General features: G+C 73.4%; 19 protein-coding genes and 1 pseudogene. 9 read left to right on the forward strand and 11 right to left on the reverse strand.

The features are described 5' to 3' along the window. Positions 1–145: 145 nt before the first annotated feature. Positions 146–775, forward strand: coding sequence for an HAD-IA family hydrolase (locus AB0F77_RS41140; protein WP_361959232.1), 630 nt, complete (start codon positions 146–148; stop codon positions 773–775). Positions 776–906: 131 nt separating this feature from the next. Then, positions 907–4,791, forward strand: coding sequence for a hypothetical protein (locus AB0F77_RS41145; RefSeq protein ID WP_361959235.1), 3,885 nt, complete (start codon positions 907–909; stop codon positions 4,789–4,791). A 30-nt stretch (positions 4,792–4,821) separates the two neighbouring features. On the opposite strand, the gene AB0F77_RS41150 is transcribed toward AB0F77_RS41145, so the two are convergent. Beyond that, positions 4,822–8,556, reverse strand: coding sequence for an AAA family ATPase (locus AB0F77_RS41150; protein WP_361959238.1), 3,735 nt, complete (start codon positions 8,554–8,556; stop codon positions 4,822–4,824). Positions 8,557–8,667: 111 nt separating this feature from the next. On the opposite strand from AB0F77_RS41150, the gene AB0F77_RS41155 reads away from it, so the two are divergent. The 3 genes from AB0F77_RS41155 to AB0F77_RS41165 all read left to right on the forward strand — a co-directional run bounded on the left by AB0F77_RS41155 (position 8,668) and on the right by AB0F77_RS41165 (position 13,527). Beyond that, on the forward strand, positions 8,668–11,448 hold the full coding sequence (locus tag AB0F77_RS41155; RefSeq protein WP_361959241.1) for a hypothetical protein: 2,781 nt from the start codon (positions 8,668–8,670) through the stop codon (positions 11,446–11,448). Further along, positions 11,445–12,587, forward strand: coding sequence for an MBL fold metallo-hydrolase (locus AB0F77_RS41160; protein ID WP_361959244.1), 1,143 nt, complete (start codon positions 11,445–11,447; stop codon positions 12,585–12,587). The genes AB0F77_RS41155 and AB0F77_RS41160 overlap by 4 nt, the downstream gene beginning before the upstream one ends. A 109-nt stretch (positions 12,588–12,696) precedes the next feature. Beyond that, a complete protein-coding gene (locus tag AB0F77_RS41165; RefSeq protein WP_361959247.1) occupies positions 12,697–13,527 on the forward strand; it encodes a DUF1206 domain-containing protein in 831 nt (276 codons plus the stop codon). 92 nt (positions 13,528–13,619) lie between these two features. Here AB0F77_RS41165 and AB0F77_RS41170 read toward each other — a convergent pair whose 3' ends face one another. The 6 genes from AB0F77_RS41170 to AB0F77_RS41195 form a co-directional block, all read right to left on the reverse strand. Next, the gene (locus AB0F77_RS41170) at positions 13,620–14,453 is read right to left on the reverse strand and encodes an SDR family NAD(P)-dependent oxidoreductase (protein ID WP_361959250.1); all 834 of its coding nucleotides are present in this window, start codon (positions 14,451–14,453) and stop codon (positions 13,620–13,622) included. Positions 14,454–14,538: 85 nt separating this feature from the next. Next, entirely contained in the window at positions 14,539–15,426 is an 888-nt protein-coding gene (locus AB0F77_RS41175; protein WP_361959253.1) for a helix-turn-helix transcriptional regulator, read from the reverse strand. Positions 15,427–15,578: 152 nt separating this feature from the next. Further along, positions 15,579–15,989, reverse strand: coding sequence for an aldehyde dehydrogenase family protein (locus AB0F77_RS41180; protein WP_361959256.1), 411 nt, complete (start codon positions 15,987–15,989; stop codon positions 15,579–15,581). After that, positions 15,974–16,342, reverse strand: coding sequence for a VOC family protein (locus AB0F77_RS41185; RefSeq protein ID WP_361959259.1), 369 nt, complete (start codon positions 16,340–16,342; stop codon positions 15,974–15,976). Before AB0F77_RS41185 ends, AB0F77_RS41180 begins: the two co-directional genes overlap by 16 nt. A gap of 41 nt (positions 16,343–16,383) precedes the next feature. Then, a complete protein-coding gene (locus tag AB0F77_RS41190; protein ID WP_361959262.1) occupies positions 16,384–16,980 on the reverse strand; it encodes a TetR/AcrR family transcriptional regulator in 597 nt (198 codons plus the stop codon). Between the two features lie 127 nt (positions 16,981–17,107). Continuing rightward, complete coding sequence (locus AB0F77_RS41195) at positions 17,108–18,040, reverse strand: helix-turn-helix transcriptional regulator (RefSeq protein WP_361959265.1); 933 nt, start codon at positions 18,038–18,040, stop codon at positions 17,108–17,110. Positions 18,041–18,229: 189 nt separating this feature from the next. Here AB0F77_RS41195 and AB0F77_RS41200 point away from each other — a divergent pair, with 189 nt between their 5' ends. Next, complete coding sequence (locus AB0F77_RS41200) at positions 18,230–19,060, forward strand: oxidoreductase (RefSeq protein ID WP_361959268.1); 831 nt, start codon at positions 18,230–18,232, stop codon at positions 19,058–19,060. Positions 19,061–19,171: 111 nt separating this feature from the next. Here the strand turns inward: AB0F77_RS41200 and AB0F77_RS41205 are convergent, their stop codons facing one another. The 3 genes from AB0F77_RS41205 to AB0F77_RS41215 are packed head-to-tail and all read right to left on the reverse strand — an operon-like array spanning position 19,172 to position 22,853. Continuing rightward, the gene (locus AB0F77_RS41205) at positions 19,172–20,557 is read right to left on the reverse strand and encodes an MFS transporter (protein ID WP_361959271.1); all 1,386 of its coding nucleotides are present in this window, start codon (positions 20,555–20,557) and stop codon (positions 19,172–19,174) included. A gap of 41 nt (positions 20,558–20,598) precedes the next feature. Beyond that, on the reverse strand, positions 20,599–21,321 hold the full coding sequence (locus tag AB0F77_RS41210) for an enoyl-CoA hydratase/isomerase family protein (RefSeq protein WP_361959274.1): 723 nt from the start codon (positions 21,319–21,321) through the stop codon (positions 20,599–20,601). Next, positions 21,321–22,853 (reverse strand): aldehyde dehydrogenase, encoded by a 1,533-nt coding sequence (locus tag AB0F77_RS41215; protein WP_361959277.1) that lies wholly within the window; start codon positions 22,851–22,853, stop codon positions 21,321–21,323. The genes AB0F77_RS41210 and AB0F77_RS41215 overlap by 1 nt, the downstream gene beginning before the upstream one ends. Positions 22,854–23,016: 163 nt before the next feature. On the opposite strand from AB0F77_RS41215, the gene AB0F77_RS41220 reads away from it, so the two are divergent. The 3 genes from AB0F77_RS41220 (at position 23,017) to AB0F77_RS41230 (ending at position 25,903) form a co-directional block, all read left to right on the forward strand. Then, positions 23,017–23,688: a GntR family transcriptional regulator gene (locus AB0F77_RS41220; RefSeq protein ID WP_361959280.1), complete on the forward strand. Its 672-nt coding sequence runs from the start codon at positions 23,017–23,019 to the stop codon at positions 23,686–23,688. Between the two features lie 157 nt (positions 23,689–23,845). Beyond that, positions 23,846–25,297 (forward strand): MFS transporter, encoded by a 1,452-nt coding sequence (locus AB0F77_RS41225; RefSeq protein WP_361959283.1) that lies wholly within the window; start codon positions 23,846–23,848, stop codon positions 25,295–25,297. A gap of 33 nt (positions 25,298–25,330) precedes the next feature. Further along, positions 25,331–25,903, forward strand: coding sequence for a helix-turn-helix domain-containing protein (locus tag AB0F77_RS41230; protein ID WP_361959286.1), 573 nt, complete (start codon positions 25,331–25,333; stop codon positions 25,901–25,903). A gap of 66 nt (positions 25,904–25,969) precedes the next feature. On the opposite strand, the pseudogene AB0F77_RS41235 reads toward AB0F77_RS41230, so the two are convergent. Continuing rightward, positions 25,970–26,117: pseudogene (locus AB0F77_RS41235) on the reverse strand (IS481 family transposase); the annotation flags it as partial.

Here is a 26,117-nt window from a genome sequence, read left to right on the forward strand (position 1 = left end):
ACCAGATACGAGAAGACCGCCACTTCCTACGAAGCTGCGGTCACCCTCGCCTCGTTCCTGCTCTGGGCAAGATCCGTTTGAAGACGGACCCTAGTCCCGCCGGGCGGTCGAACTCCCTTGATCCAACGCCGTCTAGAGTGCGGGCATGACCTACCGCAAGGGCCTTGTCCTCGACTTCGGCGGTGTGCTGACCACGCCCCTGCTCCCCGCCGTGCTCGCCTTCGAGAAGCGTGAGGGCCTGCCCGAGGGCAGCCTCATCAACGCCCTCTATCTCGACGAGGAGATGATCCGCCGCACCGAGGAGCTGGAGCGTGGAGCCCTCACCCAGGACGAGTGGAACGCCGAGGCCGCCGCACGGGCCGGTGTCTCGCCCGACAACCTGATGGGCCGGATCTTCGCGGACCTGCGCCCCGAGTCCGCGCTGGTCGACGCGGTCGCCGCCGCGCGGCGCGCCGGGGTGAGGGTCGGCATCCTCTCGAACTCCGTCGGGCGGCGGCCGTGGGACCTCTACGCCGGGTACGACCTGGAGCGCGACCACGACGCGGTGGTGATCTCCGAGGACCACGGTCTGCGCAAGCCGGAGCCGGAGGCCTTCCAACTCGTCCTGGAACTGCTCGGGTTGCCCGCCGAGGAGTGCGTGTTCGTCGACGACACCGACCGCCATCTGCCGCCGGCCGCGGCGCTGGGCTTCGCCACCGTGCACGCGAAGGAACCCCGGCAGACCATCACCGAACTCGAGCGCCTGCTCGGTGTGACCCTGACCGACGGGAACTGAACCCCGAGGACGTCCCCAACCCGGGCGGCTCATTCCCCTCGGATCCCCCTCGGATTCCGCTCGGTCCGCCGCGAAACGGGCGACCGTGGCCTAAGATCCTGCGACACCGGCGAGGACGTGCGGGGGGCCCAGTGGAATCCGAGTCGGCGGACTTCCGCCTCGGAGTGCGGGACTTCCGCGCCGTGACGGAACCCGGCACCGGCACGGTGCTGGAGGCGCACTGGCGTTGGGTCCTCGAAGCCGAGGGCGTGCCGACGGAGGAGGCGGACGTCTCCCTCCGGCACGCCGACTGGCAGGTCGACGCCCTCCGCGACCTGCGGACCTACCTCCGGTGGCGGACGGACCCCCGTCGGCGGCTGGCGCACGAGAGTGAACTCCTGGACGAGCTCGGCCGGTGGATGACCCGGCACGCGCTGAAGGACATCGCCGCTCTGCTGGCGGCCGACGGCCCCTGCGTCGTACGGATGACGGTCCCCGCCGAGGCCCGCTTCGTGGCCGAACTGCCCTGGGAAGCCGCGGTGGTCGACGGCCGTCCCCTGCCCCTGCACCATGTCGCCTTCGTCCGGGACCTCACCGCGGAGTCCGCGACGCCGCCGCGCTCCAGGAGGAAGCACGCCGTCACGAAGGCGCTGCGGGTGCTGGCCCTGTTCAGCCTGCCCGACGGGGCGTCCGCGCTGAACCTGCGCCGCGAACGCCTCCAACTGACCCGTCTGCTCGACACGGTGGCCAAGACCGGCGGCACGGCGATCGAGCTGTCCGTCCTCCAGTACGGCGTGACCCGGGAGCGGCTGGCCGAACTCGTCGCCCACGGGCACGGCTGGGACGTCCTCGTGCTGTCCGGCCACGGCGGCGAGGGCGTCTTCGTCCTGGAGCGGCCCGACGGCAGCCGCGACCCGATCGACGGCGACGCCCTGGTGGACCTGCTCGCCCCGCTGCGCCGACGCGTCAAGTTCGTGCTGGCGGCGGCCTGTTCGTCCGCCGACACCTCCGCCGACGAACGGCTGGAGGCGCTCGGCCTCGGCGCCCCGACCCGGTCCGCCGAACGCGACGAGCACGACGGGCAAGGCGGGCAAGGCGGTACGGCGCACGTGGGCACGCTCGCCGAAGTCCTCGCCGCGCGCCTCGACTGCGCTGTGCTCGGCATGCGGCACACCGTCACCGACGACTTCGTGACCAGGCTGAACGGTGCGGTGTTCAAGCTGATGGTCGAGCAGTCCAACCCGCTGGGACGCGCGCTCGCGCTGGCCCTGCCCCGCGTCGTCGACGTACCGGCGACCGAGGCGAGCCCGCCCCTGGCCGCTCTCACCCCCGCCCTCTTCGGCGCCAGTGCCGTGAGCCTGACGCTCGAACCCCCCAGGGGACCGGGGCTCTTCTTCGACCAGGGCGAACTCAAACTGGCCGGCTTTCCCGACCGGCCGGCCCGGTTCGTGGGGCGCGGCGGGCTGATGTCCGCCGCGAACCGCAACCTGGCCCCGCACAGCGGCAGTTCCGGCATCTTCCTGCGGGGCATGGCGGGCGCGGGCAAGACGGCCTGCGCCCTCGAACTCGCCTACGGGCAGGAAGGCAACTTCCGCATGCTCGTGTGGTACCGGGCCCCCGAGGTGGCCGGTGACGGCGCCGCACCCGACATCACCGGCTCCCTGACCGACTTCGCGCGCGCCCTCCAGCGGCGGGTGCCGGGGCTGGACCTCGCCGACGTCCTCGACGACGACGAGCGGTTGAGCGCCTTCCTCCCGGTGCTCACCCAGTTCTGCGAGGAACAGCGCCTCCTGGTCGTGCTGGACAACGTGGAATCCCTCCTCGGCACCGGTGGGGCGTGGCGCGACCGGAGGTGGGGTCTGGTGGTCGACGCCCTGACGGGCCACCGCGGTCTGTCCCGGCTCGTCATGACGGGACGCCGGGCGCCCGCCTCCCTCGACGCGGGCGTCCCCGTGCAGCAGGTCGACGCCCTGTCCCTGCGCGAGAGCGTGCTGCTCGCCCGTGAGATGCCGCAGTTGCGGGCGCTGCTGGACGGGGACCTGCCGGGTCTGGACCCCGCGCTGTGCCGCACGCTCGCCGTGCGGGTCCTGGCGTCGGCCCAGGGCCACCCCAAGCTGGTCGAACTGGCCGAGGGCGAGCTGTCCGACCCCGGTGAACTCAGCGCGCGCCTCGCCGAAGTGGACCGGTCCTGGCAGGAGTTGGGCATCGTCCCGGAGAGCTACCTCGACGTGACCGTCGCCACGCGCGCGGACGCCACCGCCTACGCGGCCGTGCTGGGCGTGTGGACCAGGGGTGTCATGGCCGGGTTGTCGGCCCCGGCCCGTCATCTCCTCCAGGTGCTGAGCTGCCTCGAACCGGCCGACCGCAGCCCCGCGCTCGTCGCACGCATCGAGCTTGGGGTCGAGGTGGGGACCGAGTCCGAGGCCGGGACGGGGGCCGAGTCCGAGGCCGGGACGGGGAACGGGTCCGAGGGCGGGTCCGGGACCGAGGTTGGCACCAGGACCGAGTCCGAGGCCGGGTCCGGGCCCGTGCGTGACGATGTCGACGGCTGGCGGAGCAGTTGGCCCGAACTCGCCGAGAGCGGACTCGTCGCCGTCGAACGCGACACCGGCGGCGAGCCCACCGTGCTCGTCGTGCACCCGGAGGTCGCCGAGACGGGTCGGCAGTCGGCCGGGCCCCGGCTGCGGGAGACCGTCGACCGCGAACTCGCCCGGCACTGGACCGAACGCGCCGTGGAGAGTCTGGCGGCCGAGGACGAGACCGGCGCGGTCCAGGTCGTGGACACCGCGCGTGCCGCACTGCCGTACCTGCTGCGGAGCGGGCAGTGGAGCCCGGCCGCCCTGCTCGTCGAGCGGGTGCTGTTCCGCGACTCCTCGCCCAGGACCGCCGCCGCCCTGCTGCCCGTGCTGCGCGACATCGCCCGCCGGGCCGAGGGCGGGGACGACGAACTGCCCGCCCGGCGCATCCTGGCCCGGGTCCTGGAGGGAAGCGACCCCGAGGAGGCCCGCCGGCACCTGGAACGGCTGCTGGACACCGCGCTCGCCCGGGACGACCACCTGGCGGCCACCGGACTCGTCGGCGACCTGGTCTGGCACTGCTTCCTGCGCGGCGAATGGGAGGGCGCACTCGCCCTGCTCGACCGCAAGCGCCACCACACACGACAGGCCGGCCTCGGCCCCTGGTCGGTCCTCGGCGACGAGGCGAAACGGCTCCAGGTCCTGCAACGACGCGACCCTCCCGACACGGTCCTCACCGAGGTGGGACGCCTCCTGGACCGGATGGACGCCCTGCCCGCCCACGGCGACCGGCCGGAGAACGTCGACCCCTGGAACGTCCGCGAGGCAGTGCTGGGCGTCGGCTGCGCCGCGGCCGACGTCATGGGCGCCTGGGAACTGGAGCTCACCCTCATCGATGAAGTGCTCGCCTCCCTGCGGGCCCGTGACGCCCCCGAGGCGGACAGGGCGCACACGCTGTTCAACCGGTACGGCCCCCTGCAACGCCTGGGCAGGGTGGACGAGGCGTACGACGTGCTCACCGAGTGCCGGGCCGTGTTCACCCGCGAGCAGGACTGGGAGCGTGTGGCGCTCACCACCGGGGCGCTCGCGGACGTGTCGGCGAGCCGCGGCCACGCCGGGACCGCCGCCGCGCTCATGGCCGAGGCACTGGCCGGGCTCTACGGCTCGGGCCGCGCCCACGCCCAGGGGGTGCGGGTGGCCCACCACAACCTGGCCGTGTACCTGTCCGACGCGGCGACGGGCGCCTCCGGTGACGGCAGGCGGATCATCGTGCACGGGCTCGCCGCCGTCCTGCTGGGCGTCCTCGTGGACGGCGTCGACCCGGTGCCCGCCACCGGGCTGGTCGCCCGGCTGGCCCCGGCGGGCGAGACACCCCCGGCCACCGTCGCCGACCTGTGCCGTGCGGTGGACGCCGAGCCCGGCATGCGGCTGACCGACGTCCTGTCCCGCGCGGCCACCCCGGCGGCACGGGACGCGGCCTGGACCACCGTCACCAGCACCTGGCCCGTCACCGGAGACTGAACCGAAAGCCCCACCCCCAGCACCCCGGTTTCACGTGCCCCCGGCCGAGGCCCGTGCCCGGTCCAGCAGGGTGGTCCACGTCGGTGTCGCGGTCGGGCCGGTGATCGTGGTCAGGACGTGGTGCAGCGCGACGCCCGGTACCCGGTCCACCAGGGCGGCCACCTCGTCCACCGTGCCGAGCCGGGCGGAACCGGTGGCCCCGTCGGGGACGTCCCCGGACGGGAGTCCGTCGTCGCCGGCCAGTCCGCCGGCCACGCGGATCAGCTCCGCGGCGAGCAGATGGGCGCCCGCCGCGACGGGGTCGTCCCCGTGGGCGTGCAGCAGGACGCCCATGTCGTGGTGTGCCACCGCGATGTCCGAGGCCAGGCCCGCGCGATAGGCGTACCGCAGCGCGTCCCGGGCCAGGTCGAGGGCGATCGGTCCGTGTCCCCGCAGGTGTTCCACGCGGGCGAACGCGGTGAACGTCCAGGCGAGCCCCGGCTCGTGCAACTGCCGCTCGTACTCCGTGCGGCAGGACTGGAACACGGCGGCCGACTCGTCGAGTTCCCCGAGCGCCAGCAGGAGTTCGCCGGAGTTGAAGAGGGTGTGGGTGCGTTCGAGGACGGGCGCGTCACGCCGTTCCTCGCAGGCGGCGATGCGCCGGTTGAACTCCAGCGCGTCCGCGAGCCGGTCCAGTCCGCGGCTCGCCAGCCGGGCCACGTCGAGCAGCATCTCCTCCACGGTCCAGGGTTCCAGCCCTTCGGAGGCGTCCTGGTCCCGGGGCAGCGCGGCCGCACGGTCGAGCAGGGCGCGGCTGCCTTCCAGCGCCTCCTCGAAGTGGCCCGCCATGGCCAGGAGTTGGGCGTGCGCCGCCTCGATGCCGAGCCTGGTCCAGGGCCCGCGGCCCGACGACGCGGCGTGTTCCACGGCCCGTTCGGCCCACACCAGCGCCTCGGCGAGCCGGCCGGCGTTGCGGTGCCGGGCGCGCAGATCACTCGCGAGGTTGGCGGCCCGCTCGTGGTCCCCACGGCCCACGGCGATGTCGAACAGCTCGGTGAGCCGGCGTTCCCCGGCGGCGGGGTCGACCCTGAGCAGGACCCTGGCATGGGTCCGGGCGAGCCGCAGCGTCCCGTCGTCGTCCCCGGCCCGCGCGAGCGCCGCCTCCACGAACGGAAGCAGCGCCAGCGCGGTGGGGCGGGTCAGGTCGCGGGCCAGCACCTGGCTCACCACGTCGACCGTCCGCGCCCAGTCGCCCAGCCGCAGCAGGTACGGGAACGCCGCCCGGCCCGCGCGCAGCACCTCCATACCGGTGTGCTCGGTGTCCTCGCGCGCGAGCGCGTCCGCCAGCACGGCGCACCAGTGCTCCGCCAGGACCCCGTCGACCAGGGACGCCAGGCCGGGGTCCGCGCCCGCCCGGCCCGTCGCGGCCACACTGGGATGCAGGTCCCAGCGCGCCCGTCCGTCCGCGTCGGTGCTCTCCACGACCAGCCCGCTGCGGGCCAGGGCGGACACGGGCGCCGTCTCCGCGCCCCCGGGCCGTACGTCCCGCAGCCCGCTCCACACCCGCTCGACCGGCCCCTGCTCGCGGTCGGCCTCCTCCATCGCGCTCAGCGCGTGGAACAACGTCCGCTCCGCCGGGCCGAGTCGGCCCTCGATGGCACGGGTCCAGGAGTCGAGGAGGGCCGCGTAGTCCTCCGTCGACGGACGTGCCGCCCCCTCCGGGGCGCCGTCGTCCCCGGCCGGGCGAACGCCGTCCCGCAGGAGCCGCGCGGAATCCAGGAGCGTGCCGATCCGGTCGGGGTCGGACGCCTGCGCGTCCGCGAGGACCAGCAGTTCGGGATGGCCGGCGGCCGCGGCGAGGACGTCCGCGACGACCTGGCGACCGGCGTCCGCCGGCACGTCCGGCACGGTGCCCTCGATGAGCCGTCCCAGGTGGGGCAGTTCGCGGGCCAGCAGTACGGCCTCCCGCGGGGCCAGCGCGTGCACGGGATCGACCACGACCGGTCCGGGGACCTTCTCCGGCCGGACCCTGCTGGTCAGCACGGTCCGGGACAGACCCGTATGGGCCGTCAGCGCCTCGAACACGGCACGCCAGCGCTCGTCCCGCCACGCCCCCCGGCTCGTCAGCAGGGCCTCCGCGTTGTCGATGACGAGCAGCACGCGTTCCCGCTCGAAGAACTCCGTGAGCAGGGGCAGCAGCCGCTGCAACTGCTCGCGGTCCGTGAGCGCCGGTGTCATCGACAGACCGCGCAGCTTGCGTTCCAGGGCGACCGCCAGATCCGTCAGCGCGGTGTCGACCACGTGGGCGCCGACGGCGGACGAGGCGTCCGCCGTCCCGGAGTCCCGGACCCGCAGCCACACCAGTGCCAGGAAGTTCGACTCGTGCGTGTACGCCAGTTCGAGGGCCGCGGTGGTCTTGCCCGCGCCGGCCATGCCGTGCAGGACGACCCCGGACGCTCCGCTGCGCGGTGCCAGTGCGGCGTTCGCCCGGCTCATCAGCGCCACCCGGCCCACGAACCGGCCCGGAGCCGTGGGGAAACCCGCCAGCTTCAGCCGGTCCGCGTCGAAGACGAGCGGGGCGCCGCGCGGCGCGGACAGCCGCAGGGCCGCCGCGCTGCGCCCGAACAGCGCCGGGGTCGCCGCGGACAGGGCGGGAAACGCGGCGGTCGGCCGGGCGGGCGTGCTCGCGGCCACCGCCCGGGTCAGGGCCGTCCCCAAGGGCTGGTCCCGGAGCAGCAGGGACGCGTACAGGTGCTCGCTCAGCGCGATCGCGAAGTCGTCGACCACCGGGAACCTCATGCCGACCACCGCGCAGTCCAGGCGGGCGGCGAGCGCGGAGGCCAGGTCGGACAGCGGGGCGGACTCCTCGGCGGCGGGCCGTTCCTGACGGAGGGCCGGTCCGAGACCCGGCGCGTCGAAGGAGACACGGACACGGTCCCCTGCCGACGAGCACGACGACGCGGTGATCAGCTTGACCTGGCGGCGCAGCGGCGTCAGCAGGTCCACCAGCGCCTCGTGGGACACCTCGTCGGGACTGCCGTCCTCGTGCTCCAGGGTCAGGACGTTCGGCCCGCCGTGCCCGGAGATGTGGACGACGTCCCAGCCCGGCCCCTCCTCGGCGATCTCCCGCAGCGACTCCCGGGTCACCCCGTACTGCAGCACCCGCAGTTCGACGGCGCGGCCGTGCACCGCGCCCACCGTGTGCACGAGCCGGGCCAGCGCGTGGCGTTCCCGTCGCAGGTCGAGGGCGTTGGTGGTGTCGGGGAGGCTGAACAGGGCGAGGATGCGCAGGGCCGTGCCGACCGGGCGCTTCGGCAGCCGGCGCGCCGTCCCGCCGGGGTCGGGCACGTCGTGCACGAGCACCACACCGGCGGAACGCAGCGCGGTGCCGTCCACCACGGCGGCCTCCAGCGGCCGCGCGGCCAGCACCCGCGCCTCCGGAGGCAGTGTCAGCCGTACGACGCAGCCCGCCGCGTCCTCGGCGAACCGCAGCAGACGCGGGCCGACGTCCCCGAACACCTGCCGTCCGATCCACTCGCCGACCTGGCGCACCACCTCGGCCTCGTGGGCGGTGCGCCGCTGCGGATCGACCCGCCACGCCAGATAGTCGTGCAGGTTCTCGAAGGCGTCGTACTGCCACTGCTCGCGCCGCAGCCGGATCTCGGCGTCCCCCTCGAACGAACCTCCAGGAGCCGTCAGCACCCAGCGCCATGACGTGCCGTCCGCGTCCGAGCGGAAGTCCTCCACCGAAAGCGTCAGGTCCTCGCCCGGCTCGACCGTCGTCACGGTTGCCCCCCTCATACCGGATCGTATGGGCAAGACTGCCACAACTGCCCCTTGCCCAGGCGTCCTTGACATAGTGGGTGACGGGCGTGGCCGTACGGTCGAGAGGACAGCGTGAACCAGGACCAACTACTGCGAGCAGCCGGCCGCGCCCTGGGCCGGGGGCCGGACGACCGGGAGGTCCGGGACGCGCTGGTCGCCGCCGGAGTCGTGGCCGCCGCGCCGGTCTCCGGCGGGCACGGGCCCGACCTCGCCGGTCTGCTGCGCCCCCGCGCGGGGGAGTACGGGGCGGCGGGCGCCGTCCTCGTTCCCTGGACCGACCCCAGCGACCTGCTGGAGCGGGACCCGGCGGCGATGCCTCGGCTCGCCGCGGAATGGGCCGCGGCCTGCGCGGGAACTCCCGGAGTCCGGCTGTCCGTCGGGTGGCCCTGGGGGACGTACCCCGCCCTCGCCGCCCTGCTGCGCGAGGGACACCACGTCGTCGCGGTGAGCCGCACCGCTCCGCCCACGCCGTCCGCGTGCCCGGCATGGGACTGGCCCCTGCCGGTCACGCTGCTCCCCGACGCCACGCCCGAGGAACGTCTGCGCCTCGCCCGCCGGACGGCCGCACGGACACCCCTGTGGCGGGAGTGCGTCACCGAGACCGTCCCGGACGGCCGCTGGGCCCGCGCCGGCCTGGTGGTGTGCTCCGCCGACACCCCCGCCCGGCCGGCCCGCACCCCGGCGGACCCGACGGCGACCGTGGCGGTCGCCCTGGTCCGGCCCGGACGGACGCCCGACGGCGACGACGCACCGCTGTCCCGGATCGCCGCACGCCACGGGACCACCAACGCGGCACTGGTGGATCCCGGCGCCGACACCGCCGTATGGCTGGCCGCCCTGCTCTCGGCGCTGGCACGGGACGCGCCGCTCGACGTCGCGCTGGACCGGGCGGCGACCGCCGTCGGCGCGGCCCGCCCCCTGCTGTACGCCGACCCGGGCCTGCTGGACACCACCCGCATCAGCGCCGTGATCGCCCGGACCACCGCCGGCACACCGGCCGGTCCGAGCACCGGCGGGCGCACCGTGCCCGACCCGGGGCCCCACCCGGACGCGCCCGTCGGCACGGCCGAGGACGTCGCGCGCCGCTGGGCACGCCTGCTGCGGGAGATCCACCACGACCGGCGCCGCCGTCCCCACCGTGTGCTGCGCGCCCGGCTCACCGCGCCGGGGGAGGAGACCGGGGCGCGGGGCGTTCGGCCCCACACGGACCACGACCTCACGGTCTGGGTGGGCCGCCCCGGCCGGGACACGGCGGCGCGGACCCCGCTGCCGACGGACACGTTCACGCCGGGACGCACCGTGCGGCTGCGCATCACCGCCGCACAGCTCCACGGCACACCGCCGCCCCGCACGGGACAGTACGCGGACGTGGACCTGCCGTCCGTCGGACGCTCGGAGGAGGCCGGGTTCACGGTGCGTGCCGGTGCGCCCGGCAGCGAGTTCCGCGTCCGTGTCACGGTGTTCCACCGGCACCGCTTCCTCCAGAGCGGGGTGCTCAGCGCCACCGTCGGCTCCGGACACCCGCCCGTGTTCGAACTCGACGCCGTGGTCCGCGCCGACACCGAGGACCTGGCCGCCCGGGTGCCCCACGACGCCGCACTGGCCGTCGGCCCGGACGCCGGCGGAGGGACCCTGCTCACCACGGTCACCTCCGACGCCGTGGAGATCCGGGCACCGGCCGGTCTCTCCGACACGGTCGGCGCGCTGACGGCCGCCCTGCGCGACCCGGCCGAGCGACCCGAGAGGTACGGCGACTACACCAGCCCCGCCTACACGGAACTGCTCACCGCGCTGGCCCTGAGCGGCAGCGCCCTCTTCCGCGGCCTGTTCGGCGAACGCATCGGCCTGGTGCCCCCGGCGAGCGCCCGGGCGCTGCGGCGGGCCGGGAACATCTCCGTCCTCGCCGCCCGGCCGGGCGACCTGCTGCCCCTGGAACTCGTGTACGACAAGCCGCTGAACATCGGCGGACCCCTCGGCACGGCCGGCCGGCTCTGCCCCGACGCCCCGGCCCTGACCGGCCCCGAGGACTGCGCGGCCAGGTGCCCGGGACACTCCTCCGACTCCACGATCTGCCCCTTCGGGTTCTGGGGCGCGAGCAAGGTCATCGAACGGCACGTCCACGCCGACCGGTCCGCCGAACTCGCCAAGGACTTCGCGCTCGCGGCCGGCCCGGTCGCCGAGCGTGCCACGGTGGACCTGGGTGCGACCCTCCTCACGGCCGCCTGCGACCGGGCCGACCACAACACGGAACGCGCGTGGACCAGTGCCGTCCGCCTGCTCGACGCGCGGGACGAGCCGGCGACCACCTGGCGCGAACTGGCCCTGCGCGCACAGCGGCTCCGGGACCGCGGCGACGCACCGGGCGTCCTCCTCCTCGTGGTGCACAGCGAACGGGTCACCGACGGGCCCGCGCGAGGCACGACCTGCCTCGTGATCGGCCGCGACGACCGGCTCTCGCTCCAGGAGACGCTCGACCCGCTGCTGACCGGGCCCGCCGAACCCAATCCGCTGGTCCTGCTGCTCGGCTGCCGGACCGCCGACCACCGCACCCCGCTGCTCGGCGCCCAGTTGCGGCTGCTGGAGGCCGGGGCACCGGGCGTCGTCGGCACCCTCGCACCCGTGCTGGCCCGCCACATCGTGCCCGTGGCGGTCGAGTTGATGTCCGAGATCCGGCACCTGGCGGCCCGGTCCGGCGCCGGACTGCTGCTGGGCGAGGCCCTCACCCGCGCCCGGCGCACCGCGCTGCTCAGGGGCGAGGCAAGTGCCCTGGCCCTGGTGGGCTACGGCGACACCGACTGGGAGGTCCACGCCGCTGATCCGACCGGCGGCCGGGAACGGGAGGGGGGACGGTGATCAGGGTCGAGGCCCTGCCCGCGGCCGAGGGCGACTGCCTGTGGGTGGAATGGACGCACGGGGGACGCCCGCACCGCATGCTGATCGACGGCGGCAGCCGGCGCCGCGCACGGCTGCCCGAAGGACTTGCCGACCGGCTCCGAAGACAACCCGTTCACGACCGCCGGTTCGACCTGGTGGTGTGCACCCATGTCGACACCGACCACATCGGCGGACTCCTGTCCCTCTTCACCCGGCCTCCCGACGGGTTCCACGCCGACGAGGTGTGGTTCAACTGCCGGGACCACCTGCTCCCCGCGGACCTCCTCGGCCCACGGCAGGGGGACCGGCTCGCCGCGCTGCTGCGCGAGCGGGGCGCCGACTGGAACCGCCGCGCCGAGGGCCGCGCCGTGGTGGTCCCCGACGACGGCACACCGCCCGTCTTCGACCTCCCCGGACTCACGCTCACACTGCTCTCACCCACCCGGGAGGGCCTGGACAAGCTGCGGGACGCGTGGCCCGAACCGACGCCCGGACCCCGGCCGCGGGACCGCCCCGATCTGCTCGGCGACCCGGACCCCGGGGAACCCGAGGACGACACCGCCATTCCGTGGGCGGAACTCGCCGCCGACTCCGCCTACGAGGCGGACACCGCCGCCGCCAACGGGTCGAGCATCGCCTTCTGCGCCGAGGACACGACGGGCGCCCGCGTGCTGTTCGGCGCCGACGCCCACGCCGAGACACTGGCCCGTTCGCTGCGCACGCTCGGCGCGGGGCGCCCCTACCGTGTCGACCTGTGCAAGGTGCCCCACCACGGCAGCGCGCGCAACGTCAGCCCCGAACTGCTCGACGCCCTGGACTGCCACGACTGGCTGATCTCCACGCACGGCGGCCGGGCCCTGTCCGACCGGTCCGCCGAGGCACGCCACCGGCGCGGCGAAGGCTCCCACCCCAGCCTGCGCGCCATGGCCCGGATCCTCCGCCGGTCCACCGAACGCCCCACCCTCTGGTTCAACCACAGCGTCCCGAGCACCCGGCGTTACGACGCACCGGCGCCGGTGCCCGCTCCGGGCTTCGCCGCGGCCTACCCCGCACCCGGCGAGGAAGGCATCACCGTCCTGGTGCGCAAGGGCCGGGTGACACGGGCCCCTTCACCATGACCCCCTGACCCCCGACCCCCGACCCCTGACCCCCGACTCCCGCTCCGGGACAGGTCGCAGGCGTCATGGCCCGTTCCGGGGGCACCAGGTGGGCATGGTCGGTGGATCGATGACGGTACGGGGACGCATACGGGCGCGGCGCGCGGCGAACGGCACGGCGATCGCGGCGGCGGCCCGTGCGGGGTTCGTCGCCCGCGGGGTCATCCATGTGCTGATCGGTGTGCTCTCGCTGCGGATCGCCTTCGCCGACGGCGGCGGTGGTCAACAGGCGGACCGCGGTGGCGCGGTCGCGGAGATCGCCGACAAGCCCTTCGGGTCCGTGCTGCTCTGGCTGCTCGGCGCCGCCCTGGCGGGCATGGCCCTGTGGCGGCTGTCCGAGGCCGTGTTCGGGCAGGCGGGACCGGACGGCAGGAAGGCGGGCAAGAGGGCCATGGCCGCGGGCCGTTGTGTCTTCTACGGGTTTGTGTCCTTCTCGGTGCTCTCCTACGCCGCCGGTGACAAGGGCAGCGGGAGCGGCAGTTCGGACCGGAACTCCCGGGACGTCACGGCCAGGGCGCTGGACTGGCCCGCGGGGCAGTGGATCGTCGCAGCGGCCGGCGTCGCGGTGGCCGGGGCGGGCGTGTGGATCGCCGTACGGGCGGTCATGCGCAAGTTCCTCAAGCACCTCAGGACGGGGGAGATGGCGCGCAGGACCCGTCGAGTGGTCACCTTCCTGGGCGTCTTCGGCGGTACGGCCCGGGGCCTTGTCATCGCCGTGGCCGGAGGCTTCGCCGTCGTCGCGGCCGTCCGGCACGAGCCGGGAAGGGCCAAGGGCGTCGACGACACCCTGCGCTCCTTCACCGGGACTCCGGCGGGGCCCTGGCTGCTCGTGCTGGTCGCGGTCGGCCTTGCGGCCTTCGGCGTCTTCTCCTGGGCCAACGCCCGCTGGCGCGAGGTCTGACGGGCGGCGCGGGGCGGGGACGGTGCGCGGGGGCCGGTGACCGGGTGGTGCGCGGGGGCCGGTGACCTGGGCGGTCACCGGCCCGGCGGGCGTCAGGACACGTCGCCGTGGGCGCGGTCCGACAGCTCGCTCCACGCCTGCCAGGTCTCCATGCGCCTGGCGTACTCCTGGCCGATCCGCTCGACCTGGCCGCGGCCGAGGAAGAAGCGCAGCGGCGGCTCCTCGGCGTCCACGATCTCCAGGATCGGATCCCGCGTCGCGGCCGGGTCGCCGACCATGCCCGGCTTCACCCGCGCCGCACGGGCCCGGCGGGCGGGCTCGTAGGCGTCGATCGGCGCGGCGTGCACGGCCGAACTGCCGCTCCATTCCGTGCTGTAGCCGGTGGGCTCCACGATGGTGACGCGCACACCGAAGCGGGCGACCTCCAGGGCGAGGGACTGACTCAGTCCCTCCAGGCCCCACTTGGACGCGTGGTACAGGCCCAGGTTCTCGAAGGCCGTCACACCGCCGATGGAGGAGACCTGGAGGATGTGGCCGCTGCCCTGGGCACGCAGGACGGGCAGGACGGCCTTGGTCACCCACAGCGCGCCGAAGAGGTTGGTCTCGATCTGCGCGCGGGCTTCGTCCTCGGAGACCTCCTCGACGGTGCCGAAGAGGCCGTAACCGGCGTTGTTGACGACGACGTCCAGCCGGCCGAAGTGCTCGTGGGCGCGGGCCACCGCGGCGTCCACGGCCGCCTTGTCCGTCACGTCGAGCGCGAGCGTCAGGACGTCGTCCCCGTACGTCTCGACGAGGGCCTTGAGCGTGTCGGTGTCACGGGCGGTGGCGACCACCTTGTCCCCGCGGTCGAGAGCGGCCTGCGCCCACTCGCGGCCGAAACCGCGCGAGGTCCCGGTGATGAACCACACCTTGGGGCTGGTGCTCATGGATGTTTCCTTCTCTCTCTCGCGATTGTGCTTCTGTGCTCTCGTGACACAGGGATGTCCCGCACGGGGGAGGGCCCGGGACCCGTCAGGTGGTGCGCTGTGCGCCGGCCGTGCGGTCCTTCGCCGCCGGACCGTGCGCGGCCGTCCAGCCGGCCAGCAGGTGCAGCGCGTCGGCGGACGGGGTGCCCGGCTCCGCCGAGTAGACGTACACCGTCTGATCGGCGTCCCCGGGTATCACCAGCCCCTCGTAGCCGAGTTCGAGCGAACCGACCACGGGGTGGTCGAACCGCTTGGTGCCGTGGGTGTGCGCCGTCACCCGGTGGTCACCCCACCACCGGCGGAACTCCTCGCTCTTCATGGTCAGTTCGCCGACCAGCTCGGCCGTGCGGGGATCGTCCGGATAGCGCCCGGCGTCCACCCGCAGCACGGCCACCATCTCGGAGGCCACGCCCGGCCAGTCGACGTACAGTTCGCGCGCCGCCGGGTCGAGGAAGATCCAGCGGGTGTAGTTGCGCTCACGCATCGGCAGGGAGTCGAAGTCCGTGAGCAGGGCCCTGCCGAGCGCGTTGGTGGCGAGCACGTCGGTACGGCGTCCGATCAGGAAGGCCGGCTGGTCCGACCACCCGTCGAGCAGCCGCTGCACCTGGGAACGCACCCGCTGGGCGGCCTGCCCGCGCCGCCGGTCGGCCCCCGGGTCCGGGTGGACCAGGGCGAACAGATGGGCGCGGGCGACCTCGTCCATGCACAGGGCCCGCGCGATCGCGGTCAGCACCTCGGCCGACGGGACGATGTTCCTGCCCTGCTCCAGCCGCGCGTAGTAGTCGGTGCTGACACCGGCGAGGCGGGCCACCTCCTCGCGGCGCAGCCCCGGCACCCGCCGGTGCGGTCCGTCGGAGGGGAGTCCGACCTGCTCGGGCCGCACCCGGGCCCGCTGGGCACGGAGGAAGGCCCCGATCTCGCTGTCCCTGCTCACACCCTCGATGATGCCCCCGCACGGGCCGGCACGGGCGGTCGAGGGTGGGACGCCGCGTCCTAGGGAGGGCCACGGCGGGCGGCGCTGTGCGCCGGTCCGCGGGGGTGGCGTCCGCCGACGTACGGGAGCCCCGTGCGCCCCCGCGGCGGAGATCAGGTGTAGATGGACTTGACCTGCTGGAAGGCGGCCAGGCCCTCGGGCCCGAGCTCCCGGCCGAGGCCGCTCGCCCTGATGCCGCCGAAGGGCGCCGTGGGTTCGGCGAGGTAGCCGTTGACACCGACCGTGCCGGTGTGGATGCGCCGGGCCACACCCAGGCCGCGCTCCTTGTCCGTGGTCCAGACGGTGCCGCCGAGCCCGTACTCCGAGTCGTTGGCGATGCGCACCGCGTCGTCGACGTCGTCGTAGGGGATCAGGGCGAGCACCGGACCGAAGATCTCCTCCTGGGCCACGGTGTGCGTGTTGTCGACGTCCACGAGGACGGTCGGCTCGACGAACCAGCCCTTCGTCAGCCCCGCCGAGGCACCGCCCCCTGGCGCCTGACGACACCTCAGGGGGTCTCGCACACACAGAAGAGGTTGCCCTCCGGGTCCGCGAGCGTGGTCCACCGGATGTGCGCGAACTCGGTGAGGTTGTCCCACCGGTGCACGGCTCCGAGGCCGATGATGCGCTCGACCTCGGCGGCGCGGGTGCCCGACGGGACGTTCAGGTCGACGTGGACGACCTGGGTCTCGGGCCGGGGCCCCTCCAGGGGCGCGAAGAAGATGCCGAAGCCGTGCGGCCCCGCGGGCGGCAGATAGGCGCTGTCCCCGTTCACCGAGGGCGTGGCGCCCGTGACACCGGCCCAGAAGTCCGCGAGGGCGGCGGTGTCGGCCGCTCTGATGTTGATCGCGGCGAGGGAGATCTCGGGCGTGGTCATGGGGGGCTCCTTGCTGATGTGTCGGTGCTGATGTGTCGGTTTCAGTCCCGCGTGGGGTGCTGCATCCACGCGGGGAGGAGTTCGAGCAGTCGCGGCGAGGCGGTGCCGTCGGCGAGTTCGCCACCGAGGACCGCGGCGAAGACGGCGGCCATGCCACCGGCGAGATAGACGTCCTCCACGGCGACCTCGTCGTCCACGACGGCGGCACCGGCACCCGTGCCGCCGGTCGGGGACGGCTTGAACTCGGCCCGGAACGCCCGGACTTCGCGGCGGACGAGCTCCACGACGCCGGAGAGACCGGAGGGGGCGACCCAGGCGGTGGCCAGCCGGTACAGCCCCGGGTGGCTCTGGAAGAAGGCCAGGATGTCGTCCAGGGTCCGGGTGCCGACCGCCGCGGGCTCGACCCCGCTGTGGCGGTCGCTGTAGTCGGCCGCGCGCAGCCGTTCCAGGTGTTCGGAGATGGCGGTGACCGCGAGGTGTTCGACGGAGTCGAAGTGGTTGTAGAACGTCGCCCGGTGGACCTGCGCCGCCCGGGTCACGGCCGAGACGCTGGGCGGGTCTCCGGGCAGTTCACCCAGGTCGGTGATCGCGTCGACGAGGGCGATCCGCGAGCGCTCGGCCCGCGGATCCGTGTCCACATCGCGTGTCCGTACCACTTCCGTCTCCGATCCGGGTCCTCTCCGATGGTGCTCCCGGATGCAAGAGTAGCCCCTAATCGACAGTTGTCGATTAGGGGCTGCCCCGGGAGGAGCGGGCCGCGAACCGTCAGGAGGCGCGGCCCGGCGCGGGGGACCCGGTGGTGTAGTCGGCGGGGGAGGCGGCGGTGCTCCCGTCCACGGGCCCGCCCCCGGTCCCGGCCGTCCAGCTGGCCAGCAGGCGCAGCGCGTCCTCGGCCTCGCTGCCGGGTGGGGCGGAGTACACGAAGACCGTCTGGTCGGCGTCGCCTGGTACGGCCAGCCCCTCGTACTCCAACTGGAGCTCGCCCACCACGGGGTGCAGGAACCTCTTGACGCCGTGCGTGTGCTCCATGACCCGGTGATTGGTCCAGGCCCGCAGGAAGTGCTCGCTGCGCATCGTCAGCTCGCCGACGAGCTCGGTGGTGCGCGGGTCGTCCGGATAGCGTCCCGCGTCCAGCCGCAGCACCGCGGCCATGTCCGCCGAGATCCGCTCCCAGTCCGGGAAGAGGGCACGGGCGCCCTCGTCGAGGAACAGCCAGCGGGTGTAGTTGCGGGTGCGGACCGGCATCGCGTCGAAGTCGGCGAACAGGGCCCGGCCGAGTGCGTTGGTCGCCAGGACGTCGGTCCTGCGCCCGGTCAGGACCGCCGGCTGGTCGCTCCAGGCGTCCATCATCCGCTGCACACTGCCCCGCACCCGCTGGGCCGAGTACGCGCGCCGCCGTTCGGCACCGCCGCGCGGGCGGACCAGGTCGAACAGATAGGTGCGCCCCGCGTCGTCCAGACGCAGCGCCCCCGCGATCGCGGCCAGCACCTCCGCCGACGGAGTGATGTTCCGCCCCTGCTCCAGACGCGCGTAGTAGTCGCTGCTCACCCCGGCCAACTGGGCCACCTCGTCCCGCCGCAGCCCCGGCACACGGCGGATCGGGCCACCGGGCGGCAGGTTCACGTCCTCGGGCCGCAGGCGTGCCCGCTGCCCCCGGAGGAAGGCCCCGATCTCGCTGTCCCTGTACACGCCGCTCATGCCTTCCATGATGCCCGCGCGGGTCCCGCCCGGACGGGACGTAGGTGGACCTCCGCGTCCTAGGCGGGCGCGTCCGAGGACACGCCGACCGCGCTGTGGCGCCCCACGGGGGACGGCGCGGCGTTTGACTTGAGGGGACAGATCAAGAAGCCGGTGGCCGTCGGACGGTCGTCGAAGGAGTGGGACAACATGAGTGTGTGGTTCGTGACGGGTTCTTCCCGCGGTTTCGGGGCGGAGATCACCCGGGCCGCTCTCGCCGCAGGTCACCAGGTCGTGGCGACTGCCCGTAAGCCGGAGGGCATCACCGAGCAGTTCCCCGAGGCGGGCGACGCCCTGCTGGCCCTGCCGCTGGACGTGACCGACGAGCGCCAGATCCAGGGCGCGGTGGACGCCGCCGTCGAGCGCTTCGGCCGGATCGACGTCCTGGTGAACAATGCCGGCAACGGCCTGCTCGCCGCCGTCGAGGAGGCCGACGACTCCGCGGTCCGCGCGGTCTACGAGACGAACGTGTTCGGCGTGCTCGCCGTGCAGCGCGCGGTCCTGCCCGTGCTGCGCCGTCAGCGCTCCGGGCACGTCATCAACATCAGCTCCGTCGGTGGCTTCGCCAGCGCCGCCGGCTGGGGCGTGTACGCGTCCACGAAGTTCGCCGTGGAGGGGTTCACCGAGGCACTGCACGACGAACTCGCGCCGCTGGGCGTCCATGTGACGATCGTGGAGCCGGGCTACTTCCGCACCGACTTCCTCGACCCGACCAGCCTGGCCACCGGCGTCCACGTGATCGAGGACTACGCGGCCACCTCGGGCGCGATGCGCGACGCGGTCCCCGGCATCAACCACGCCCAGCCCGGTGACCCGGTCAAGGCCGCCGAGGCCATCGTGGAGCTTGCGGCGGTGGCCGAGCCCCCGCTCCGCCTCCAGCTGGGCAACGACACCCTCCAGGCCGTCGAGGCCAAGCTGGAGAGCGTCAGGAAGGAGATGGAGGCCTGGCGGCACGTCGCCGTCACGACCGACCACGTGTGACCCTCGGCCGACACCGAGCCGGCGCATCACCGGGCGACCTCCGCACCCCCGGGGATGCGCCTTTCGCCGAAGGAACCGTCCTCACTCCTCGTACCGGCTCCCCGGAGGCGCCTACGTCACTTCGGGGCTGGTGGCGGTGGCCAACTGCTCGGCCGTGGGCGTGGTCTGCTCCGGGGCGTCGGACGCGCCGGGGTACAGGAAGCGGCCATGGGTCTCGGGGGTGAACCACAGCCCCACGAAGGCGATCACGATGAGCAGGGACACGGCGGTGGTGGCGCGGGCGAGGCTGCCGTCGAACCAGGCGGTGGCGATGGTACCGGCGACGAGCGGGCCCGCCGCGGTCAGGAACCGGCCGATGCTGTTGGTGACCGCCATCGCCGAGGCCCGTACGGAGGGCCCGAACAGCTCGGGGAAGAACACGGAGTTGCCGGACAGCACCCCGAAGACCCCGAACCCGACGACCGGGAGCAGCCACAGGTACGTCGCGTACGTGTCGGCGAACGGATAGAGGACGACGATGCCGACGACACCGATCAGCAGGCTCATCACATAGGTGCGCCGGCGGCCGATGCGGTCGGCGATGAAGCCCCAGCTGGCGTAGCCAAGCAGACCGCCGAAGTTGAGCGCGGCCGTCGCCCAGGACACGTACGGCACGGCGGCGTCGCCGGTGACGCCGTGGTCGGCGACGACCACCCGGATGATCTGCGGGGTCCAGGTCGTCACGCCCCAGAAGGCGAACAGGGCCCCGCAGCAGATCACCGTGCAGGCGACGGTCCGCCCCAGGAGGGGCCGGCTGAACAACTGGTGGAGGACGAACCGGTCGTCCACCGCTCTCGGCGCGCCCGCCGCGCGCTCCTGCCGACGCGCCGTGCGCCGGGCCCTGACCTCGGCGGTGGTGGCCGGTTCGTGGACGTGGCGCCGGATGAACAGGGTGAGCAGGGCGGGCGCGAGCCCGAAGGCGAGGGTCTGGCGCCAGCCGAGGCCGCCGACGAGGTAGTACACGAGCGCCGCGAGCAGCGAGCCCATGGCGAGCCCGGACATCATGACGCCGCTCGCCCTGGCACGGTGCCGGTTGTTCCACGCCTCCGCGACCAGCGCGGCCCCGACCGGGAGTTCCACGCCGGAACCGATGCCCGCCACGAAGCGCACCACCGCGAACTGCCAGTACTCGGTGACGAACACGGCCAGCGCGGTGAACACCGAGTAGGTGAGGACACCGATGATCAGGACACGGACGCGGCCGAGGTAGTCGGCGACCGCGCCGAACAGGATCGCGCCGCAGGCCCAGCCGGTGAGGAAGAGGGTGACGACGAGCCCGGAGTGGAACGTGGAGGGACGGTTCAGCAGGTCGGCGGTGGCGGGGGCGGCGACCTGGGTGAAGAGGCTGGAGTCGAATCCGTCCAGGGCCCAGCCGAGGGTGGTGGCGAACAGGACGGCCCACTGGTAGCGGGTGATCTCCTGGCGCCACGGGCGGGCGCCGGTCGAGGGTGCGGCCATCGTTGGCTCCTTTGCCAAGTACGGGCGGCGGTGTGCGGCGGTCAGTTGCCCCCCGTGGCGTTCTCGTCGCGGCGCAGCGCGCCCACGACGAGGCGGTCGACGCTGAGTTCGAGGGCCTGGAACTCGTCCAGCGAGCGGGTCGCGTGCAGCATGTCCCGGATCTCGGCGTGGACCCGGGGATCGTGGCCGCGCAGGGCCGCGATCCGTTCGTCCACCTGTTTCTCCAGCTCCAGAGGCCCGTCGGCGACGGCGTTGAGCAGACCCAGCTCCACCGCGCGGGCGGCTGGCACACGCTCGCCGGTCGCGGTGAGCCAGAACGCCTGGCGCTCGCCGACCACCCGCGGCAGCCAGGCCAGCACCAGCGAGGGAGCCAGGTTGATGCCCACCTCGGGGAACCAGAACCGGGCGCCCGCCTCGGCCACGGCCACGTCGCACGCCGCGAACAGGCCCACGCCGAAGCCGGCCGCGTCGCCCCGCACCTCGGCCACGGTGACCAGCCGGGTGGTGCGCAGCGCCCGCTGGAGGCCGACCAGGACCCGGGTCTCGGCGCGCAGTTCACCGGGTGTGCCGGCCGTCCGTTCCCGGCCGAGGCAGAAGACCCGGCCGGCGGCGCGCAGCCGCAGGACGTGCGCGTCCTCGGGCGGGTCGAGGAGCAGTCCGGTCAGCCGGATGCACATGCCGACGGTCAGCAGGTTGTCGGGTGCCCGGTCGATCCGGACGTCGAGCACACCCCGTTCGACGGCGGAGATCTCGAGGCCGGCCATCAGTTCAGCCGCTCCGTCGCCACGCCGCCGTACCAGTCGACGTCGTCGGGGGCGGTCCGTACGGTGACGGCGCGGACGTGTGTGAAGTCGTTGAACGACTCCCAGCCGCCCTCGCGGCCGACACCGCTGTCACGGACACCGCCCCACGGGGACGAGGGGTCGAGCCGGTGGTGGTCGTTGATCCACACCATGCCCGTCTCCAGCCGCGAGGCGACGCGGTGCGCGCGGGCCACGTCCCTGGTCCAGATCGCCGAGCCGAGACCGAAGTCGGAGTCGTTGGCGAGGGCCACGGCCTCGTCCTCGTCCTCGAACGGGATCGCCACCACGACGGGGCCGAAGATCTCCTCGCGGGCGACGCGCATGTCGTTGGTGACGTCGGCGAGCACGGTCGGCTCGACGAAGAACCCGCCCGGGAACCCCGGCACCCGGGCGGCGTGTCCGCCCGCGGCGAGCCGGGCGCCCTCGTCGAGCCCGTCGCGGACCCGGCCGAGGATGCGCTCCTGCGCGCGCCGGGAGATGACCGGGCCGAGCTGGGTGGTCTCCAGGGCCGGGTCGCCGACGCGGATGGCGGCGGCGACCTTGGCCAGGGCCTCGACGACGTCGTCGTAGAAGCCGCGCTGGACGAGCAGCCGGCTGCCGGCGATACAGGTCTGGCCCGCGCCGATGAAGCCGCCGAAGGCCGCGCCGCGCGCGGCGACCTCGACGGGGGTGTCGTCGAAGATCAGGACCGGTGACTTCCCGCCGAGTTCCAGCGTCGCCTTGGCGAACCGCCTGGCGGTGGCCACGGCGATGGACCGTCCCGGTTCGGTGCCACCGGTGAAGACGGCCTTCCTGACCAGCGGATGCTCCACCAGCGCGGCCCCTGCCGTCGGCCCGAGCCCCGGTACGACGTTGAGCACACCGTCGGGGATGCCGGCCTCCTGGGCGATCTCGCCGAGCAGCAGCGCCGTCAGCGGAGTCTGCTCCGAGGGTTTGAGGACCACCGTGTTGCCGGTCGCGAGGGCGGGCGCGAGGCTCTTGGAGGCGATCATCATCGGGTGGTTGAACGAGGACAGGATGCCGACCACACCGAGCGGGAACCGGCTGGTGTAGGTGTGGTAGTCGCCCCGCATCGGTACGACGGCGCCCCGGTCGGCCAGCAGGAGGGCCGCGTTGTAGCGGTACCACTCCGCGAGCCTGCCGATCTGGGCCTTCGTCTCGGTGATGGGGCGTCCGTTGTTCGCGGTCTCCAGCCGGTAGAGGTCGTGCATCCGGGCCTCGATGCCGTCGGCGAACCGGTGGACCAGCCGGGCCCTGTCGTGGAGGGGCAGGTCCCGCCAGACGCCCGAGCGGAACGTGTCGTCGGCGCAGCGGACGGCGTCGTCGACGTCCCGGGCGTCGGCCGAGGCCACGGTGGTGAACACCTCGCCGGTGGCCGGGTCGGTCACGGGGATCGGATCGGTGTGGCCGTCGACGACCCGGCCGCCGATGAGGAGTCCGGTCCGCACGGCCGGGATCGGGCCGCCGCCGGGTGCGTGGACAGGTGCTGTCATCAGCTCACTCTTCCCGTATACGGGTTGCCGTTGCCTGTATACGGCAGGACGCTAGGCGTATTCAGGAGGGCTGACAAGAGGTTGGGTCGAAACGAATGGGTACAGTCACGACCGGCCACGCATACTGGGGTGGCACGCGTTCGTACGACGGTGGGAGGACACGGTGCCGGACGAGTCGGCGGCCGGACGGGTGGTCCGTTCGCTGCGGCAGCGGCTGCTGAGCGGAGAGCTGAAGCCCGGGGAACCGCTGTCCCAGTCGAAGGTCGCCGCCGAGTACGGCGTGAGCCGCATCCCGGTGCGCGACGCGTTGCAGGTCCTGGCGAGCGAGGGCCTGATCGACCTGGGGCCGACCAAGGCGGTCGTCCGCGGCCTGTCGATCGCGGAGCTCCAGGAGCTGTACGAGATGCGCGAGGCGATCGAGCCGGTGCTGACCCGGATCGCGGTCCCGAACGTGGGCCGCGCGGAGGTCACCCGGATGACGATGCTCGCCGACGCCATGGAGGCGGGTCAGGAGCCCGCGCGGTGGCTGGAGAGCAACGTCGCCTTCCACGCCCTCGTCTACACCCGCGCCGACCGGCCCCGCATGATCGAGCTCGTCGAGCACCTGCGGCGGCAGACGGACCGTTATCTGTATCTGCACGTCGGCGTGTTCGGCGAACTGGACCATCTGCACCGCGAACACCGGCAGATCCTGGAGGCGGTGCGCGACGGCGACGCGACCGCCACGGCGGAACTGACCCGCACGCATCTCGCGACGTCGCACGAGTCCATCCTGCGCCACCTCATCGACCACGACACGGCACACCTCCCGGCCCTGGGGGACGCCCGGACCTGACCGGTCCGGGCCGGCCGCCCCTTTCCGCCTTGCATCCGGAGTCGCGTTATCAGTAGAGTGATAACGCGACTCCGGATTATCGGAGTGGCCCTATCGATTCTGATGTCGCCCGTGCCCACCGGCCCCCTCGCGACACCGCTCAAGAACGGCATTCACCTTGACTACTCCGACTCCCACCACACCCGTGCGCGGGGAGGCACCCCCGGCGCCGGCCTCCCGCACCCGTCTGACCTTCCTGCTGCTGGCCGTCGGCACCGGCTCGTTCGCGATGCTCCAGTCCCTGGTCACGCCCGTGCTGCCGGTCATCCAGCACGACCTGCACACCACCCAGTCCGCGGTCTCGTGGATCCTGATCGCCTGGCTGCTGTCGGCGTCGGTCGCGACCCCCATCCTCGGCCGTGTCGGCGACATGGCAGGCAAGGAGCGCAGCCTCCTCCTGGTCCTCGGCGCGATCGTCGTGGGCAGTCTGGTCGCCGCCCTGTCGCCCAACATCGGCGTCATGATCGTCGGGCGGGTGATCCAGGGCCTGGGCGGCGCGGTCTACCCGCTCTCCTTCGGCATCGTCCGGGACGAGTTCCCCCGTGAGCGGGTGCCCTCGGCCATCGGCGCCATGTCGGGCGTCATCGCGGTCGGCGGCGGCCTCGGCACCGTCCTGGCGGGCCCGGTCCTGGACGCCCTCGGATGGCGCTGGCTGTTCTGGATCCCCATGATCGTCGTCGCCGTCACCGCCGTACTGTGCCGATTGTTCGTCCCGGAGTCGCCCGTGCGCAGCGGCGGACGGATCAACTGGCTCTCCGCGACCCTGCTTTCGGTGTGGCTGCTCGCCCTGCTGCTCCCCGTGAGCGAGGGCGAGCAGTGGGGCTGGGCCTCCGCTCCCACCGTCGTGCTGTTCGTCGTCGCGGTCGCAGGCTTCGCGGTGTGGGTCCTGGTCGAGTCCCGGTCGTCGAACCCGGTCATCGACATGCGGATGATGCGGATGCCGGCCGTGTGGACGACCAACCTCGTGGCCCTCTTCTTCGGCGCGGGCATGTTCGCCACCCTCACCTTCCTGCCGCAGCTCATCCAGACGCCCACCAGCGCCGGGTACGGCTTCGGCGCCACCGTGACCGAGGCCGGCGTGCTGATCCTGCCGCTGCTGGTGACCATGGCCGTCAGCGGAGTGATCTCCGGCCCGATCCACCGGACGGTCGGCTTCAAGGCCCAGGTGGCGCTCGGCTCCGCGCTGCTCTCGCTGGCCTGCCTCGGCTTCGCCCTGTGGCACGACGGGCAGGGACAGGTCGCGCTCGCGTCGGCGGTCTTCGGCCTGGGGCTGGGCATCGCGTACGCCGCGACCACCAGCCTGATCGTCCAGAACGTCGCCCCGGCGCAGACCGGAGTGGCCACCGGCATGAACACGAACATCCGCAACATCGGCGGCGCCATCGGCACGGCGATCGTCTCCGCGGTCATCACCTCGCAGGTGCAGTCGAGTGGCCTGCCGACCGAGGCCGCCTACCGCGACGGCTTCCTCATCCTGGCCGCGATCTCCGCGGCGGCGGTCCTGGTGACGGCACTGGTCCCGGCGGCGAGGAGCACGGAGGAACAACCCGGCCGCCTATCATTGAACTGATAACCGAACTCCGAGAACGGGAGTCTCCCCACGGTGAACACGGCCACCGCCCGGCTCGCCCAGTTGCGCGCCCCCCGCCCCCATCGCGCCGACGCGGCCCGCAACTACGACGGCCTCCTCGAAGCGGCCAGGGCCGTGTTCACCGAGTACGACATCGACGTACCCCTCGACGAGGTCGCCCGCCGGGCCGGGGTCGGCATCGCCACGCTGTACCGGAACTTCCCGACCCGTGAGCAGTTGATCGAGAACATCTATCTGCACGAGGTGGAGGCGGTCTGCGTGGCGGCGGAGGCGTTCGCCGAGCAGGGACCGTGGGACGGCATCACCGACTGGCTGCGCCGCTTCGTGGACTACGTGGCGACCAAGCGCGCCGTGGTCGCCGGGATGAACCGCGACTCCGAGGTGTACCGCGCGTGTGTGGCGGCGCTGTACGAGGCCGGCGGGCCGCTGCTGGAGCGTGCCCAGGGGGCGGGGGTCATGCGCTCGGACGTCGACATCGACGACGTCATGCGCTACGTGATGGGCACGTCGGCCGTGAACTTCGCCTCCGCCGACCAGCGCCGCCACATGCTGGAGGTTCTCTTCGACGGCCTGCGCCCGCGGTGACACCGGCAGGACGACGGGCCGGCCCTCCCGGAACCACGGGAAGGCCGGCCCCTCGCGCCCCGCGGACTAGGTGTATTGACCTGAAGCGTTGTTCACACGGCTGATGGGTGGGTGGCCTGCGAGTGCGGTGTGGCAGCGGTGGTGGTTGTAGGTGTGCAGGAAGTCTGCCAGGGCTGCGGTGCGTTCGGTGTTGCTGGTGTAGGGCCGCAGGTAG

Origin of the sequence: Streptomyces sp. NPDC026672, assembly GCF_040638185.1 — a bacterium.
Lineage (GTDB): Bacteria > Actinomycetota > Actinomycetes > Streptomycetales > Streptomycetaceae > Streptomyces.